This is a genomic window from Sphingomonas sp. ATCC 31555, assembly GCF_000282895.1.
Taxonomy (GTDB): Bacteria; Pseudomonadota; Alphaproteobacteria; order Sphingomonadales; family Sphingomonadaceae; genus Sphingomonas.
Genome location: NZ_ALBQ01000011.1, coordinates 134,827 through 150,599, shown reverse-complemented (window position 1 = coordinate 150,599; position 15,773 = coordinate 134,827). Strand labels below are relative to the sequence as shown.

The following is a 15,773-nucleotide window of genomic DNA, read 5'->3' as shown; positions in this document are numbered from 1 at the left end:
ATCGCTCGCCTGCACGGCCGCGGAAGTTACTTGCAGCTGTCCCCCGGCCCCGCGTCCAGATCGAGGCAGCGTCCGTCGATTTCCACCGGCACCGGCACCTTGATCAGCGCCGCCAGCGTCGGTGCGATATCCACCGTTTCTACCGACAGCGGCTGTTCGAAGCCGGTCATGCCCTTGCGCCAGAACAGCATCGGCACGCGGCGATCATAATCCCAGAAGCTGCCATGCGTGGCGACATAGCCGCCCACCGGATCGAGGATCGGCGTCACGCGCGGCTTGAGCGCGACCACCAGATCCCCGGAACGCTGCGGATCATAGGAGGCTCGGGCGCGCTCCAGCAGGCTCCACGTCTCTGGAGGGGTATGGACGATCGGCGTGGCTTCGATCTGCGCGCGGGTGAACACCGCCTGCACCTGCGGATTCGCCGCATAGAGCTTCGCCGCCTCGGCTAGCACCGACGCCCGCTTCGCCTGCGGCACGGTGGGCGAGACGTAGACGTCCCCGCCGGGACCACCCACCAGCACCGCGCCGGTGAGGCCAAGCTTGGCGGCGAGGGCACGGCTGATCGTACCGACGGTGGCATCCGCAGTAAGGCGCTGCTCGGTCGGCGCGGCATGTTCGCGGTGGCGCTCGGGCAGGTCATGGCCGCCATGATCGGCGGTCAGCACCACCTGGTAGTCGACGCCGGTACGGTCCAGCGCCTCGAACAGCCGGCCCAGCGTCTGGTCGAGCGAGAGCAGCTGCAGGCACATTTCGCTGCCTTCGGTGCCGTAGCTATGGCCGACATAGTCGGTCGCCGACGCGCCCAGGATCAGCAGATCGCTATGCCCCTGCTGGCCCAGCTTCATGTCGGTGGCGAGCTTTGCGCCCAGCGCCAGCACCGCATCGTCGAATTCGGGCGAGGCCCGGAAAGCCTTGGCGTCGCCGGCGGCACGCGCGAAGCGGCCGTCGCCCACCGTCTTCGAGCCGCCCAGCGCGATCGCGCGCGATCGCGCCTGGCAGAAGGCGGGCAGGTTCAGCGCCGGCTGCGCCTCGGCAACGCGCGCAGCCGTCGCGGCGTTGATCCGAGTGACCGCATCGGGGGCGGTGCGGCCGGCATAGGAAACAAATGCCTTGCCGTCCCACCACCAGAGCTCGTCGACCTTGTGGCCGCCCATCATCACTGCGGCGCGATCCTTGCCGGCAACAGAGACGACGCGGGACTGTGGATCGGCCGACTTCATCCACTCGCCCAGCGTCGGCACCTTCAGATGCTTGTCGGACACCGTGTAATGTTCCGAATCGCTGCCGGGCACGCTCTCGTCCTCAGCGCAATAGACCCGCTTGTCGGCGCGCGGCGCGGCGAAATCGGTCCAGTCATTGGCGATGATGCCGGTGCGCGACGGATGATCGCCGGTCAGGATCGTCGAGTGGCCGGGGCAGGTCTCCGTCGCGGCGTGGCTCTGATAGCCGGCGGGGAAGACGGCCCCCGACATCAGCCGGGCGAAGCCGCCGGTGAACTGACCGCGATATTCGGCAAACAGGTCGGCCGAAAACTGGTCGACGGAAATCACCACCAGCAGCTTGGGCGGAGCCGCCGGCGCCGCAGCGGCGGGGGCCGCCTGCTGGGCAAAGGCAGGCGTGGCGGCAGCCAGCGCAAGCGCGGCGGCAAAGGGTGCAAACAGTTTCATCAAGGCCGGCTCCGGGCACGGTGGGAGGTTGGATGTACCCAGCTATTGTCGAACGCGGCGAACTGGGCAAGGACGGCGACATGGCCCAGCTTCGTTTCGCTTTGATGTCGCTCCTGCTACTCCTTGGCCACGCGGTGCCGGCAGCGGCGCAGGGCTTTGCCAAGGGCCCGCATGTTCGCAGCACGCTGGTGACAGAAGCGCCGCGCCCGAAACCCGGCAGCACGATCACGCTGGCGCTGATCTCCACTCCCGATCCGGGCTGGCACGCCTATTGGCAGAATCCGGGCGACGCCGGCCTGCCTGCCGAGGCGCAGTGGACGCTGCCTGCCGGCGCGCGTGCGGAAGCGTTCCGCTATCCCGTGCCGCAGCGGCTGCTCATCGCGGGCCTGATGAACTATGTCTATGAAGGCACCTTCGTCCGGCTGACCACCCTGCACATCCCGGCGGACGCGAAGGGCGTGCTGCCGGTAAAGCTGAAACTCGACTATCTCGTCTGCACCGATACGCTGTGCGTGCCGGAAAAGGCCGAGCTGGAAACCAGCCTCGTCATCGGGGACGGCGCGATCGACGCCGCGACCCGCGCGAAATTCGACGGCTGGCGGGCGAAGCTGCCCCGGCCGCTGAGCACGCCCGCGGCCTTCCGGGCAGAGGGCGGCGCTCTCCGGCTGGCGGTGCCCTACCCTGCCGACGCCGCGGCCAAGGACGTCTACTTCTACCCGCTGACCGCGAACGCGATCGACTATGCCGCACCGCAAAGCGTGACGCGCGACGGCGACCGGCTGGTGATTGAGACCAAAGCACGCACCGCACCGGCCAAGCTGGAGGGCGTGCTGGCGATCGACGGCCAGGGGCTGACCGTTACCGCCACGCCCGGCGCGGTACCGCCCGCCAAGCCCGCCAGCGCCGCGACGCCGTGGCTGGCCGCGATCGGCGCCTTCTTCGCGGCGGTGCTGGGCGGGCTGATCCTGAACGTCATGCCCTGCGTCTTCCCCATCCTCAGCCTCAAGGCACTGAGCCTCGCCAAGGCGAACAAGGACGGCGGCAGCCCGCGCACCGAGGCGCTCGCCTACACGGCAGGCGTGGTGCTGGTGTGCCTCGCGCTCGGCGGCCTGCTGCTCGGCCTCCGCGCGGCCGGGGCGACGGTGGGCTGGGCGTTCCAGTTGCAGGATCCCCGCGTTATCCTGGTGCTGCTGCTGCTCGTCACCGGGATCGCCTTCAACCTTGCCGGGTTGTTCGAAATCATGACGCCCGCCGTCGTCAACCGGGCCGCAAGCAAGGGCCATGGCGGAGCCTTCGCCACTGGTGCATTGGCGGCCTTCATCGCCACGCCGTGCACCGGGCCGTTCATGGCATCGGCACTGGGCGCGGCGCTGGTGCTGCCCTGGTTCGCGGGGCTGGCGATCTTCGGCGGGCTGGGCCTCGGCATCGCCCTGCCCTTCTTGGCTCTGGGCTTCGTCCCTGCTTTCCGCCGCGCGCTGCCCAGGCCGGGCCCGTGGATGGCGACGATGCGGCACATCCTCTCGGTTCCGATGTTCCTCACCGCGGTTGCGCTCGCCTGGGTGCTGGGCAAGCAGGCAGGGGTGGACGGCATGACGATCGGCCTCGCCGCCACGCTGCTGGCGACACTCGGCCTGTGGTGGGCGGGCGCGCGACAGGCCCGGGGACGCAGCCGCGCCTGGCTGCCCGCGCTGCCGCTGGTGCTGGTCGCGGTCGGCGGCATCGCGCTGGTCCGCCCCGCCGCCGCCGGCGGGCAACCCGCTGCGATAGCCGGCGCCGAGCCGTTCAGCGAGGCCCGCCTCACCGAGCTGCGCGCACAGGGCAAGCCAGTCTTTGCCTACTTCACTGCCGACTGGTGCCTCACCTGCAAGGTCAACGAAAAGGGTGTGATCGAAACCGCCGCGGTCGAGCGCGCGCTTGCCGATGGCAAGGTCGCGGTACTGGTGGGAGACTGGACCAACGGCGACGCCACGCTCGGCCGCTTCATCGAAGCGCACAATCGCGCCGGCGTGCCACTCTACCTCTGGTACAAGCCGCGCAAGGCTACGCCCGAGGTGCTGCCGCAGGTGCTGACACAGGATCTGCTGACCGGGTTGGCAAAGGGGCAGTAATCCTCCGCGTTTTCGAAAGAGGATCTCTGCTCCCTCCATTTCCCCGCTTGTGCGCCGCAACGAAGCATTGCAGCATGCATCCGAACGACGACACGAACGTTTGGGAGCTCTGATGGGATCAACGGGGGCGTTCGACGAGATTTGGGGGCATGGCGGGCCGGAACAACCGCGCGCGGAGTTCTCCGCTCTTTCGCGCTGGATCGCCGATACACCTGCGGACGAACTGCAACGGCGGCAGCAATCCGCCGAAGCCGCCTTCCGCCAGCTGGGCATCACCTTCGCCGTTTATGGCGACAGCGATGCTGCCGAACGCATCATCCCCTTCGATATCGTGCCCCGCATCTTCCTGCAGCACGAATGGGAAAAGCTGAGCGAAGGGCTGGTCCAGCGGGTCGAGGCGATCAACGCCTTTCTTGAGGACATTTACGGCGCGCGGCGCATCCTCGACGAAGGCATTATTCCGCCCGAGCTGATCCTGCGCAACGATCAGTTCCGCCCCGAAGTCGCCGGCATCCGCCCGCCGCACGGCGTTTGGGCGCATATCTGCGGAATCGATCTGGTGCGCACCGGGCCGGACGAATTCTATGTGCTGGAAGACAATGCCCGCACGCCTTCCGGCGTTTCCTACATGCTGGAAAATCGCGAGGCGATGATCCGGCTGTGTCCGGAGCTGTTCCGCGACTTCCGCGTGGCGCCGGTCGACAGCTATCCGGACATGCTGCTGGAAACGATGCGCTCGGTGGCGCCTTCCGGGCGGACGCGGCCGGTATGCGTCGTGCTGACGCCGGGCCATTTCAACTCGGCCTATTACGAACACAGCTTCCTTGCAGATTCGATGGGGGTCGAACTGGTCGAAGCCGCCGACCTGGTGGTGGACGACGACATCGTCTACATGGAGACGATCGCCGGCCGCGTGCGGGTGGACGTGATCTACCGCCGCATCGACGACGATTTCCTCGATCCTTTGGTCTTCCGGCCGGACTCGCTGCTTGGCGTGCCGGGGCTGATCGCCGCCTATCGCGCGGGCAATGTCGCGCTGCTCAACGCACCGGGCAATGGCATCGCCGACGACAAGGCGATCTACAGCTACATGCCGGAGATCGTCCGCTTCTATTCGGGCGGCGAGGCCAAGCTGCCCAATGTCGAGACCTGGCGCTGCCGCGAACCGCAGGCACTGAAATATGTGCTCGATCACCTGCCCGAGTTGGTGGTGAAGCTGGTCGACGGATCGGGTGGCTATGGCATGCTGGTCGGCCCCACCGCGACCAAGGAGCAGATCGAGACCTTCCGCGCTGCGCTGATCGCCGAGCCGCACCGTTACATCGCGCAGCCGACGCTGGCGCTCTCGACCGTGCCGACGCTGACCGAGAAGGGTCTTGCGCCGCGCCATGTCGATTTCCGTCCCTTCGTGCTGACCGGCAGCGACAAGGTGCGCGTGGTGCCGGGCGGCCTCACCCGCGTGGCGCTGCGCGAGGGATCGCTGGTGGTAAACTCCAGCCAGGGCGGCGGCACCAAGGACAGCTTCGTGCTGCTGGGAGACGCGGCATGAGGGACACCTTCTTCGATCCTTCCCGGCACGGGGAGGATCTGGTCCGGGAGCACCGTCTATGATGATGCTCTCCCGCACGGCCGCCGCGCTTTACTGGCTCGGCCGCTATGTCGAGCGCGCCGACTTCATCGCGCGGCTGGTGGAAGCAACGATCCGCCTCGACGCGCTCTCGGCCCGCCCTGCCGGCGAGGCCGCGTGGCTTAGCGCCCTCGCCGTCAGCTATACCGACGAGATCTTCGCCGCGACCGGCCATCCCGCCACGCAGGCGCATGTCGCGCGCTTCCTCACGCTCGACACCACCAATCCCGGCTCGATCATCCGTTGCCTGGAAATGGCGCGCAACAACGCCCGCGCCGTTCGTACGGCGCTCACCCGCGATGCATGGACTGCGATCAACCGCGCCTGGTGGCTGTTCGCCAACCGCGCCTCCACCGGCGGCGCAACCGAGACGTTAAGCCTGGTCGAGCAGATCAAGGGGGAGACGCGCGGGTTCGAAGGCGCGACGCACCGGATGATGCGCAACGAAGCGACGCTGCTGATCCAGCTCGGCGCCGCGATCGAGCGGGCCGACAACACCGCCCGGCTTGTCGACGTCAAATACCATCTGTTGCTGCCGGCAGGCGAGAGCGTCGGCGGCGCGGTGGATCGCGACCAGTGGACGACGATCCTCCAGACGGTCTCCGCCGTCACCGCCTATCGCTGGCTCTATTCCGAAGGGCTGCGGCCCGATAATGTCATCGATCTGCTGGTCAGCCGCGCGGAGCTGCCGCGCAGCCTGGCCGCCTGCGTTGAGGAAACGGTGGCACTGCTCAGCGCGCTGGCCAAGCGCACCGGCCTGCAGGGCGAGGCCGATCGCATGGCCCGCGCCCGCCTCGCCCGCGTCCAGAAGGCGCGAACGCCGGACATCATCGTCGGCGGCCTGCACGAATATCTGGAAACCTTCATCACCGAGAACGCGCTGCTAGACGGCGCGATCGCTCGCCAGTTCCGGTTCCTCTGATGCGCATCGCCGTCGAACACCGCTCCGTCTATCGCTTCACCCAGCCCCAGGCGCGGATCGTCCAGATGCTGCGACTCACCCCCTGCGACACCCAGCACCAGACGGTGGTGAGCTGGATGGTCGGCGTGGATTGCGACGCGCGGCTGCGCGATGCGGTGGATGGCTATGGCAATGCCGTGACCATGCTCTACGCCGAAGGGCCGATCGAGGCGATCGAGATCGCGGTGACGGGCGAAGTGCTGACCAGCGACAATGCCGGCATCGTGCGCGGTACTGCGGAGCCGCTGCCGCCGGCCCTGTACCTGCGCACCACCCAGCGCACGGCGCCGAGCGAGCGCCTCGCTGCTTTCGCTCAGGACGTGACGGGCAGCACGAACGACCCGATCGAACGGCTGCACCGCCTCAATCAGGCGCTGCATGCTCGCTTCCGCTGCGTGCCCGACGTGCCGGATACCGGGCTGACTGCCGCCGAGGCTTTTGCCGGCAAGGCGCAGGGATCGCGCGACATGGCGCAGATGTTCCTTGCCGCCGCGCGGACGTTCGACACCCCGGCCCGCTACGTCTCCGGCTATCGGCTGGACGACCTGGCGCAGTGCGCGCCGCACGGCTGGTGCGAAGCGTGGGTCGCGGGGCTCGGCTGGGTCGGGTTCGATCCCGTCACCGGCGCTTCGCCGGGCGATGGACATGTCCGCGTCGCGGTGGGTCTCGACGCAGACGGCGCTGCCGCCATCGCCGGCCGACGGATCGGCCAGGGCGAGGAGGAACTGGCGGTCGACGTGCAGGTCGACCGGCTGGGCAACGAGGAATAGCGGCCGCATCGTTGCCGATGCGCAACGCGTATCGCGCAATCACTCGCCCCCGCTGGCACGGCGTAAGAATGGCCTATAGAGGAACCACGAGCCCGTGCCCGGGCGCCCATTTTCTGCAGGCAGGATCCATGACCGTCCTCATCCAGGAAGCCGATCTGATCGAGAGCGTCGCCGACGCGCTCCAGTACATCTCCTATTATCACCCGATGGATTACATCCGCGCGCTGGGCGACGCCTATGAGGCCGAACAGTCCCCCGCCGCCAAGGACGCCATCGCCCAGATCCTGACCAATAGCCGCATGTGCGCGGAAGGGCATCGTCCGATCTGCCAGGATACCGGGATCGTCACGGTCTTCATCCAGTGGGGCCAGAAGTGCGTGCTGGATAGCGAACGCTCGCTGCAGGACGTCGTCGATGAAGGCGTGCGCCGCGCCTATCTCCACCCCGAGAACCGTCTGCGCGCCTCGATCCTGCGCGATCCGGCCTTTTCCCGCGTCAACACCAAGGACAATACCCCTTGCGTGCTCAACGTCGAGATGGTCCCCGGCGACCATGTCCATGTCGAGCTGGCGGCCAAGGGCGGCGGTTCAGAGAACAAGTCGAAGTTCGCGATGCTCAACCCGAGCGATTCGATCGTCGACTGGGTGCTCGAGATGGTCCCGAAAATGGGTGCCGGCTGGTGCCCGCCGGGCATGCTCGGCATCGGCATCGGCGGCACCGCCGAGAAGGCCGTGACGCTCGCCAAGAAGTCGCTGATGGGCGACATCGACATGGCGCAGCTCAAGCAGCGCGGGCCCCAGAACGATATCGAGCGGCTCCGCATCGAGATTTTCGACAAGGTCAACGCGCTCGGCATCGGTGCGCAGGGCCTGGGCGGGCTGGCGACGATCCTCGACGTGAAGATCCTCGACTATCCGACCCACGCGGCCTCCAAGCCGATCGCGATGATCCCGAACTGCGCTGCCACCCGGCACGCGCATTTCAGCCTCGACGGCAGCGGCCCGGTCTATCTCGATCCGCCGAGCCTCGACGAATGGCCGAAGGTGGAATGGACGCCGTCGAAGGAATCGATCCGCGTCGATCTCGACACGCTGACCCCCGAAGTGGTGGCGAGCTGGAAGCCGGGCGACCGCCTGCTGCTCAACGGCAAGATGCTCACCGGGCGCGACGCCGCGCACAAGCGCATCCAGGACATGCTGTCGCGCGGCGAGGAGCTGCCGGTCGATTTCAAGGGCCGGGTGATCTATTATGTCGGCCCGGTCGATCCGGTGCGCGACGAGGTGGTCGGTCCCGCCGGCCCCACCACCGCGACGCGGATGGACAAGTTCACCGAGATGATGCTCGCCCAGACCGGGCTGATCGCGATGGTCGGCAAGGCCGAGCGCGGTCCGGTGGCGATCGAGGCGATCCGCAACCACAAGGCCGCCTATCTGATGGCGGTCGGCGGTGCGGCCTATCTCGTCGCCCGTGCGATCAAGGGCGCGCGCGTCGTCGGCTTCGAGGATCTCGGCATGGAAGCGATCTACGAGTTCGACGTAAAGGACATGCCGGTCACCGTCGCGGTGGATGCGACCGGCGAGAGTGTCCACCACACCGGTCCGCTGGTGTGGCGCGAGAAGATCGCCAAGGAGCGGCTGCTCCAGACGGCCTGATCCTATGGGCCCGCCAGCAGAATCGCGCTTACGCCGTGGTGCGCGTCTGCTGCTGGCGGGCCTTTACCTGCTGGCGGGGGTGCTGCACCTGTGGGTGCCTCGGCCGTTTCTGCACATCACCCCCGCCTGGGTGCCCTATCCCGCTACCGTCATCCCGCTCACCGGGCTGTGCGAGATTGCCGGCGCTCTCGCCCTGCTCACGGTGAACTTCCGCAAGGCTGCCGGGGCGATGCTCGGGCTTTACGCGGTCTGCGTGTTCCCGGCGAACCTCCAGCATGCCGTGCAGGATCTGTCGACCGACACCGGACTGGGCTGGGCCTATCACGCCCCGCGCCTGTTCGCGCAGCCGTTGCTCTGTTGGTGGGCGCTATGGGCGGGCGGGTGGACGCGGCGGGGCAACTAAGCCTGCTGCATCGCGCTTGTCCGGCTAGCGCCTGTACGACGGTATCGAGACGCCCCTCATGCGCAGCCGATGGGCCCACCCGATCGCCAGTGCGGCTTGAGCTTGGCTTCGAAACGGCGCAGTTCCTCGTCCAGCACCGCCACCGTGGCGTCATCCTCTTCGGCAATGGCGAAGCGGATCCGATCGGAAAGCTCCGCAATGGCATATTGGGCATGCGCCAGCGCATTCGGCTCCCGATCGATGACGGACGTGGCATTGCTCGCCAGAGAGGCCAACAGGTCGAGATCGGTTGCGTCCACGGTTCGCGGCTTCTGATCGAGCAGGCACAGCGTGCCAAGCGCAAAGCCGTCGCTCGTGACCAGCGGCGCCAGGCCTTCAGCGAAGGCTCTTCTGCCCTGCATCGCGCCGTCGGCATTGCGCCAAAGCACCTTCATAGACGCCGCCAGCCAGCGCACCGCCGAACAGGTATAAGATCGTGGTGACGGTTTCGAACCGCGCCCCTGTCAGCCCGGCGGCGAAACCCCGCGAGAAGGCCAGCGGCACGACTGCCATCGTGACGAGGACCGCGAGCAGCCCGATGAGTATCGCGGCGGCAAAGCGCCCAGCGCCCGGAATCCTGGTGCGCGCCAGCAGCAACAGGCCGCCGAGCAGCAGGCCGCCGATCATCAGCTTGACAGCCGGTCCCACATCATCGGCGACTTTCCAGGTCGTGGCGGGCAGACGATCGAACCCGGTGCCGATCGCCGCCGCCGCCGGTGAAAGCCCCGCATAGGCAATGAACATGCTGGGGACAAACACGGCGACCGCCCAGGCGAGGATGAACGACGATAGAAAACAACGAAACGTCATCGGCTTCCCCTTATTGGATCCTGCCGTCGCAGCCGCAACGGCTCACGCCGGCAGGATGCGCACCCGCCGCTTGCCCCAGTAACTCAGATCGATCGAAAACCGCACCGGCGCGCCCTTGCGGGTCAGCACCATCTGATCGCCGCGGCTGCCGTCGCCGGTATAGCTATATGCCCAGCCCTGCTGCTTCAGCGCATCGCCCACCTTCAGCACCGCCGATTGGTCGCGATCGTGCCAGAAGGTGATCTGCCGGAAGCCACCGCTGCCATCGCCGCCCGCCAGGTCGAGCGCAGCTTCATACGGCCCCTGGCCCAGCAGCATCACGCCCGACCGGCGGCAGCGAAGATGCCCGCCGTCCATTCGGATGCAGTTGTCGAACCCCGCGCGCCTGGCGTCGGCAAGGCTGCCACGGACCGGCAGGTCGGCATAGATCAGGGTCGGCGGGGGCGGCGGGGCAGGCTCGGACGCACATCCGGAAACGAGCAGCGCCGCACCGGCCGCCACGGCGAACCAATACCGGCGATCCTCCCGAAACGGTTGCGACATTCCACACTCCCCTCGCCAGAAGCCTAGGGTGCGGCGGGCTCCGGTGCAAACGCCCGCAGGAAAAGATCGACATTATAGTCCGTCTCTTCCTCCAATTCGGCCTGGCTGAACTGGTGGCCCAGCATCGCACGCTGCTGCGCGCCCATGCACAGGCTGGTCAGTGCGAAGGCCGCGCGCAGCGGATCGGATTGCCGCAACTGCCCCTTTTGCATCGCATCTTGAAGGTGCGCCGCCAGCATTTCGCGGGTGCGCTGCGGTCCACGGCGGAAAAAGATCGCACCCATTTCCGGGGATCGCTCCACTTCGGCATGGATCACCCGGTGCAGCTGGATGGCGTCGCGCGACGTGATCTTGCGCAAAAGGCTGAGGGTGAATGCACACAGCGTCGCGCGCAGATCGTCCGATGGCACCAGCAGCTTCAGCACCTGCTCGCGATACTCGCGCGTGGCTTCGTCAACGCACGCGTCGAACAGTTCTTCCTTGGACGCGAAATAGCTCCACAAGGTGCCCTTGGACCCGCCAAGTTCGGCCGCGATGGCGGACATGGATACGGCCGCATAGCCCTGTTCCATGAAATGGCGCTTGGCGATCACCAGGATGGCCGCGCGCCGATCCTGCTTGCGCGACTCCCGCTTGCCAAGATGCTTTACCGATACGCTCTCCATAACCGTACTATAGGGTACGATTTTCTATTGACAATAGCGGACCCTCTCTCCATCTGGAACTCGTACCCAATAGTACGGTTTTCACGATCCATGATGAGTCGTTTCTCAACAAGGCCCTTGTTGCTGTCGGCGGTCGCCGCATCGGCGCTGGCCGCCTGCGCGCCCGTGCCTGATCTCGGCGCCCGGCCCGAAATACGCGCGGCGAACAGCTATGCGGCCGACGCGTCGCTGGGGGGCAATGCCCAGGCGCAGTGGCCTGTCACCACTTGGTGGACCGCCTATAACGATCCCCAGCTCAACGCATTGATGGACGAGGCCTTTCGCAGCGCACCGAATCTCGCCGCGGCTGCCGCCCGGCTGCGTTCGGCCCAGGCCTATGCGGTACAGGCTGGCGCTGCACGCCTGCCGCGCGTTGATGCCAGCGGCTCGGCGGCCGCCAATCGGATCGACACCGGTAGCAGCTTGCCGATCGACATCCCCTCGAATGTCCAGACCATCGGCTATGGCACGCTGAACCTGGCGTTCGATCTTGACCTGTGGGGCAAGAGCCGCGCGCAACTCGCAGCCGCCACCTCGGAAGCAGAGGCGGCACGGCTGGAGCTGGAACAGGCGCGGCTCGCCCTCTCCACGAACATCGCCGCCGCCTATGCGGATCTCGCTCGCCTCGCCGCCGACCGCCGGGTGCAGGAACGTGCGCTGGAGGTTCGCCTCGCGACACAGAAGCTCGTCACCGACCGGGTGACCAACGGGCTCGAGACCCGCGCCGAAGAAAAGCAGGCCGCCGCCGCCGTCCCCGCTGCTCGCGCACAGCTGGCTGCGATCGACGAGGAGATCGGCCTCACCCGCAACCGCATTGCCGCATTGCTGGGCCAGGGCCCCGATCGCGGGCTGAGCATCGCCCTGCCCGCCGCTCCGACTGCAGCGCGCGGCATCCCCGCCGATGTGACGACCGATCTTATCGGCCGCCGCCCCGACATCGCGGCCGCCCGTGCCCGCGTCGAAGCCGCCGCCAGCCGGATCAAGGTCGCCCGCGCCAACTTCTACCCGTCGATCCGCCTCAGCGCGCTTGCCGGCTATGGCGCGCTGGGACTGGATACGTTGGTCAAGGGCGAGGGCGCTTCGGTGCTCCAGGCAGGCCCGGCCATCAGCCTTCCGATCTTTCACGGGGGGGAGCTGCGCGGCCAATATGCCGGCGCACGCGCTACCTTTGACGAGGCGGTGGCCAATTACGACAACAGCGTCACCACGGCATATCACGACGTGGCCGACGCGGTGACGAGCCAGAAGGCGCTGGCCACACGCTTGTCCCAGAGCCGCCAGGCGCTGGAAGATTCCGAACAGGCCTATTCGATCGCCCAGCAACGCTATCAAGGCGGGCTGTCGCGTTTCCTGGATGTTCTGACCGCCGAGGAGAGGGTGTTGCAGAACCGCCAGATCGTCGCAGAACTGGAAGCACGCGCGTTCACGCTCGATATCCAGCTCGTCCGCGCGCTCGGCGGAGGCTTTTCCACCAACAACGCGGCGGTTGCCGCTTCCGAGGTCAAGACCAATGGCTGACGCAGAACCCGCCATCCACTCCGCCCGCGCAGACGCCGATCGCACCGCGACACCTGCCCCCGCCATGCCCGCGGCAGACGTTGAAGATACCCGCCGCTCCTCGCTGCGTAAGCGGCTGATGCTGGGCATCGGCGGCCTCGTGCTGCTGGGCGGGGTCGGCTATGGCGGCTATTACGCGTTGGTCGGCAGCCATTATGTCAGCACCGACAACGCCTATGTCGGCGCGGACAGCGCGAGCATCACGCCGATGACCGGCGGCCAGGTGCTCCGCGTCGCGGTTGCCGACACGCAGGCGGTGCGCAAGGGCGACATGCTCGTCCAGATCGACGACAGCGATGCCCGTATCGCCCTCGCCCAGGCCGAGGCCGATCTCGCCCGCGCCACTCGTCAGTTCGGCCAAACCTCCGCGACGAGCGAAGCGCTCGCGGCGCAGGTTCAGGCGCGGGAAGCGGATATCGCCCGTGCACGCGCACAGGTAACGGCCGCCCAGGCCGATTTCGAAAAGGCTCGCATCGATCTCCAGCGTCGCCAGCGGCTTGCCCCCAATGGCGCTGTTTCGGGTGAGGAGCTGACGTCCGCGACCAACGCATTCGCCGCCGCCCGCGCCAATCTCGAACTCGCGCGGGCCGGCCTCGCGCAAGCCAATTCGACCCGGGTTGCGGCCAGCGGGCAGCTGGCGGCGAACGACGCCCTGGTGCGCGGCACCAACGCCAACACCGCACCCGAAGTGCTCGCCGCACGCGCCAAGGTGGAACAGGCCAAGCTGGACCTGAGCCGCACCGTCATCCGTGCGCCGTTCGACGGTGTGGTCACGCGCCGCAACGTGCAGGTCGGCCAGCGCGTGGCTCCCGGCGCGCAGCTGATGCTGATCGTGCCGCTCAACCAGCTCTATGTCGACGCCAACTTCAAGGAAGGCCAGCTGGCCCGCGTGAAGGTCGGTCAGCCGGTCGAGTTGACGTCGGACCTCTATGGCGGCGACGTCACCTATCACGGCCGCGTGGTCGGCTTCTCGGGCGGTACCGGCTCGTCCTTCGCACTGATCCCGGCGCAGAACGCGACCGGCAACTGGATCAAGGTGGTCCAGCGCCTGCCGGTGCGCGTTGCGCTCGATCCGAAGGAACTGCAGGCGCATCCGCTGCGCGTCGGCCTGTCGATGGACGCCGAGATCGATACCTCGGCCAAGTAAGGATTGCGTGCCATGGACGGCCAGACGCAGCGCGGGGGCTTCCTTTCGGGGCCCTCGCTGATCCTCGCCGGCGTGGTGCTGGCGTTGACCAACTTCATGGTGGTGCTGGACACCACGATCGCCAACGTCTCGGTGCCGCACATCGCCGGCAGCCTGGGCATCTCGGCGAGCCAGGGCACCTGGATCATCACGTCTTATGCGGTGGCGGAGGCGATCTGCGTGCCGCTCACCGGCTGGCTCGCCGGTCGCTTCGGCGTGGTGCGGGTGTTCATCCTCGGCGTGATCGGCTTCGGCATCTTCTCGGTGCTGTGCGGCCTGTCGACGTCGCTGGGCATGCTGGTCGCCTGCCGCATCGGCCAGGGGCTGTGCGGCGGTCCGCTGATGCCGCTCACCCAGACGCTGCTGCTGCGCATCTTCAAGCCCAGCCAGCATGCCCAGGCGATGGGTCTATGGGCGATGACCACGGTCGTCGCACCGATCCTCGGCCCGATTGCCGGCGGCACGATCAGCGACAACTGGTCGTGGCACTGGATCTTCTTCATCAACATTCCCGTCGCGGCGCTCTGCGCATTCGGTGCGATGCGCCTGCTCACGCGCGCGGAGACGCCCACCGAGAAGCTTTCGGTGGACAAGGGCGGGCTGGGCCTGCTGGTGCTGTGGATCGCCGCACTGCAGATCATGCTCGATCTCGGCCGCGAGCACGACTGGTTCAACAGCGCGAGCATCGTGTGGCTTGGCGTCGTCGCCGCGATCGGCTTCCTCGTCTTCCTCGCCTGGGAGATTACCGCGAAGAACCCGATCGTCGACCTGCGCGTCTTCCGTCACCGAGGCTTCACCGTTTCGGTGCTTTCGTTGTCGTTCGCGTTTGCGACGTTCTTTGCCTCGGCAGTGATCATCCCCCAATGGTTGCAATCGAGCCAAGGCTACACCGCAACTTACGCAGGCTATGCCACTGCCTTTTCCGGCGTGGCGGCGGTGTTCATGTCGCCGGTGGTCGCCAAGCTCTCGAACAAGGTGGATCCGCGCCTGCTGGTGTCGTTCGGCATCCTCTGGCTCGGCCTGTCGTCGCTGCTGCGCGTCTATTGGAACAGCCAGGCCGGGTTCTGGACCTTTGCCTTCCCGCAATTCCTGCAGGGCTTCGGCATGCCCTTCTTCTTCATCCCGCTCACCACGCTCGCTCTGGGTTCGGTGCGGCCGGAGGAAACCGCCTCGGCGGCAGGCGTAATGAGCTTCCTGCGCACCATGGCGGGCGCGATCGGCACGTCGATCTCGACAAGCATCTGGGATGACAGCGCTCGCGTCGCACGCAGCGAGATCGTTTCCCGGATGAACACCGATCCGACGCTGACGACGCTATCGGCGCAAGGTTTTTCGGTAGATCAGGTGCGCAGCGTTGTCGCACGACTGGTCGAGCAGGAAAGCCTGACACTCGCGACCACCCATATTTTTCTGCTGTCGGCGATCATTTTTGTATTCGCTGCCGGGATCATCTGGTTCACGCCGCGTCCGCAGCGTGCGGTCGATCCAAGCGCTGCGCACTAGCTGCAATGTTCCTGCTTGCCGCATCTCAATCTTTACGGATGCGGCAAGCGGCATTGCGAATGACGCAAAAGCTTAACAATACGTCATTCGCGCATTGACAACGATTGTCCCCCAGCTAGCTTCTTCGGAGCAAAGCAAAAAATTTGTGCCGGGGCGGATGTTTGATGGCGCTTTGATCAGATTGGGGTGATCAAATGGCCGACCATCTTCAGCAAGGCATCACCGTGATGCCGCCAAACA

General features: G+C 66.8%; 14 protein-coding genes. 9 read left to right on the top strand and 5 right to left on the bottom strand.

What is annotated here, in order from left to right:
- Positions 1-26: 26 nt before the first annotated feature.
- A complete protein-coding gene (locus B215_RS0105080; RefSeq protein ID WP_019368551.1) occupies positions 27-1,670 on the bottom strand; it encodes an alkaline phosphatase family protein in 1,644 nt (547 codons plus the stop codon).
- Positions 1,671-1,702: 32 nt separating this feature from the next.
- Between B215_RS0105080 and B215_RS0105075 the strand changes: the two genes are divergently transcribed.
- The 6 genes from B215_RS0105075 (at position 1,703) to B215_RS0105050 (ending at position 9,191) form a co-directional block, all read left to right on the top strand.
- Positions 1,703-3,778, top strand: a complete 2,076-nt coding sequence (locus B215_RS0105075) for a protein-disulfide reductase DsbD family protein (protein ID WP_019368550.1) — start codon at positions 1,703-1,705, stop codon at positions 3,776-3,778.
- Positions 3,779-3,890: 112 nt separating this feature from the next.
- Positions 3,891-5,327 (top strand): circularly permuted type 2 ATP-grasp protein, encoded by a 1,437-nt coding sequence (locus B215_RS0105070; RefSeq protein ID WP_019368549.1) that lies wholly within the window; start codon positions 3,891-3,893, stop codon positions 5,325-5,327.
- Positions 5,328-5,391: 64 nt separating this feature from the next.
- Positions 5,392-6,327 carry an alpha-E domain-containing protein gene (locus B215_RS0105065; RefSeq protein ID WP_026008958.1) on the top strand — a complete coding sequence of 312 codons (936 nt, stop codon included), beginning with the start codon at positions 5,392-5,394 and terminating at the stop codon, positions 6,325-6,327.
- Complete coding sequence (locus B215_RS0105060) at positions 6,327-7,136, top strand: transglutaminase family protein (protein ID WP_019368547.1); 810 nt, start codon at positions 6,327-6,329, stop codon at positions 7,134-7,136. The genes B215_RS0105065 and B215_RS0105060 overlap by 1 nt, the downstream gene beginning before the upstream one ends.
- Before the next feature lie 128 nt (positions 7,137-7,264).
- The gene (locus tag B215_RS0105055; RefSeq protein ID WP_019368546.1) at positions 7,265-8,788 is read left to right on the top strand and encodes a fumarate hydratase; all 1,524 of its coding nucleotides are present in this window, start codon (positions 7,265-7,267) and stop codon (positions 8,786-8,788) included.
- 4 nt (positions 8,789-8,792) lie between these two features.
- The gene (locus B215_RS0105050) at positions 8,793-9,191 is read left to right on the top strand and encodes a DoxX family protein (protein ID WP_019368545.1); all 399 of its coding nucleotides are present in this window, start codon (positions 8,793-8,795) and stop codon (positions 9,189-9,191) included.
- Between the two features lie 56 nt (positions 9,192-9,247).
- Here the strand turns inward: B215_RS0105050 and B215_RS0105045 are convergent, their stop codons facing one another.
- From B215_RS0105045 to B215_RS0105030, 4 genes are read right to left on the bottom strand one after another with little or no spacing between them, the layout of a single operon-like run.
- Positions 9,248-9,625 (bottom strand): hypothetical protein, encoded by a 378-nt coding sequence (locus tag B215_RS0105045; RefSeq protein WP_026008957.1) that lies wholly within the window; start codon positions 9,623-9,625, stop codon positions 9,248-9,250.
- Positions 9,567-10,040, bottom strand: coding sequence for a hypothetical protein (locus tag B215_RS0105040; protein ID WP_019368543.1), 474 nt, complete (start codon positions 10,038-10,040; stop codon positions 9,567-9,569). Before B215_RS0105040 ends, B215_RS0105045 begins: the two co-directional genes overlap by 59 nt.
- A 42-nt stretch (positions 10,041-10,082) precedes the next feature.
- Positions 10,083-10,583, bottom strand: a complete 501-nt coding sequence (locus tag B215_RS0105035) for a hypothetical protein (protein ID WP_019368542.1) — start codon at positions 10,581-10,583, stop codon at positions 10,083-10,085.
- 23 nt (positions 10,584-10,606) lie between these two features.
- On the bottom strand, positions 10,607-11,248 hold the full coding sequence (locus B215_RS0105030) for a TetR/AcrR family transcriptional regulator (RefSeq protein ID WP_019368541.1): 642 nt from the start codon (positions 11,246-11,248) through the stop codon (positions 10,607-10,609).
- A gap of 90 nt (positions 11,249-11,338) precedes the next feature.
- Between B215_RS0105030 and B215_RS0105025 the strand changes: the two genes are divergently transcribed.
- Genes B215_RS0105025 through B215_RS0105015 form a run of 3 tightly spaced genes read left to right on the top strand, consistent with a single transcriptional unit; the run spans position 11,339 to position 15,533 of the window.
- Complete coding sequence (locus B215_RS0105025) at positions 11,339-12,805, top strand: efflux transporter outer membrane subunit (RefSeq protein WP_152997717.1); 1,467 nt, start codon at positions 11,339-11,341, stop codon at positions 12,803-12,805.
- On the top strand, positions 12,798-13,991 hold the full coding sequence (locus tag B215_RS0105020) for an HlyD family secretion protein (protein ID WP_082664390.1): 1,194 nt from the start codon (positions 12,798-12,800) through the stop codon (positions 13,989-13,991). Before B215_RS0105025 ends, B215_RS0105020 begins: the two co-directional genes overlap by 8 nt.
- A 12-nt stretch (positions 13,992-14,003) precedes the next feature.
- Positions 14,004-15,533 carry a DHA2 family efflux MFS transporter permease subunit gene (locus B215_RS0105015; RefSeq protein ID WP_019368538.1) on the top strand — a complete coding sequence of 510 codons (1,530 nt, stop codon included), beginning with the start codon at positions 14,004-14,006 and terminating at the stop codon, positions 15,531-15,533.
- Positions 15,534-15,773 lie beyond the last annotated feature (240 nt).

Bases quoted from the DNA above. Each gene is read 5' to 3' on its own strand.
- B215_RS0105080 (WP_019368551.1), bottom strand. From the start codon at position 1,670: ATGAAACTGTTTGCACCCTTTGCCGCCGCGCTTGCGCTGGCTGCCGCC.
- B215_RS0105075 (WP_019368550.1), top strand. From the start codon at position 1,703: ATGTACCCAGCTATTGTCGAACGCGGCGAACTGGGCAAGGACGGCGAC.
- B215_RS0105070 (WP_019368549.1), top strand. From the start codon at position 3,891: ATGGGATCAACGGGGGCGTTCGACGAGATTTGGGGGCATGGCGGGCCG.
- B215_RS0105065 (WP_026008958.1), top strand. From the start codon at position 5,392: ATGCTCTCCCGCACGGCCGCCGCGCTTTACTGGCTCGGCCGCTATGTC.
- B215_RS0105060 (WP_019368547.1), top strand. From the start codon at position 6,327: ATGCGCATCGCCGTCGAACACCGCTCCGTCTATCGCTTCACCCAGCCC.
- B215_RS0105055 (WP_019368546.1), top strand. From the start codon at position 7,265: ATGACCGTCCTCATCCAGGAAGCCGATCTGATCGAGAGCGTCGCCGAC.
- B215_RS0105050 (WP_019368545.1), top strand. From the start codon at position 8,793: ATGGGCCCGCCAGCAGAATCGCGCTTACGCCGTGGTGCGCGTCTGCTG.
- B215_RS0105045 (WP_026008957.1), bottom strand. From the start codon at position 9,625: ATGAAGGTGCTTTGGCGCAATGCCGACGGCGCGATGCAGGGCAGAAGA.
- B215_RS0105040 (WP_019368543.1), bottom strand. From the start codon at position 10,040: ATGACGTTTCGTTGTTTTCTATCGTCGTTCATCCTCGCCTGGGCGGTC.
- B215_RS0105035 (WP_019368542.1), bottom strand. From the start codon at position 10,583: ATGTCGCAACCGTTTCGGGAGGATCGCCGGTATTGGTTCGCCGTGGCG.
- B215_RS0105030 (WP_019368541.1), bottom strand. From the start codon at position 11,248: ATGGAGAGCGTATCGGTAAAGCATCTTGGCAAGCGGGAGTCGCGCAAG.
- B215_RS0105025 (WP_152997717.1), top strand. From the start codon at position 11,339: ATGATGAGTCGTTTCTCAACAAGGCCCTTGTTGCTGTCGGCGGTCGCC.
- B215_RS0105020 (WP_082664390.1), top strand. From the start codon at position 12,798: ATGGCTGACGCAGAACCCGCCATCCACTCCGCCCGCGCAGACGCCGAT.
- B215_RS0105015 (WP_019368538.1), top strand. From the start codon at position 14,004: ATGGACGGCCAGACGCAGCGCGGGGGCTTCCTTTCGGGGCCCTCGCTG.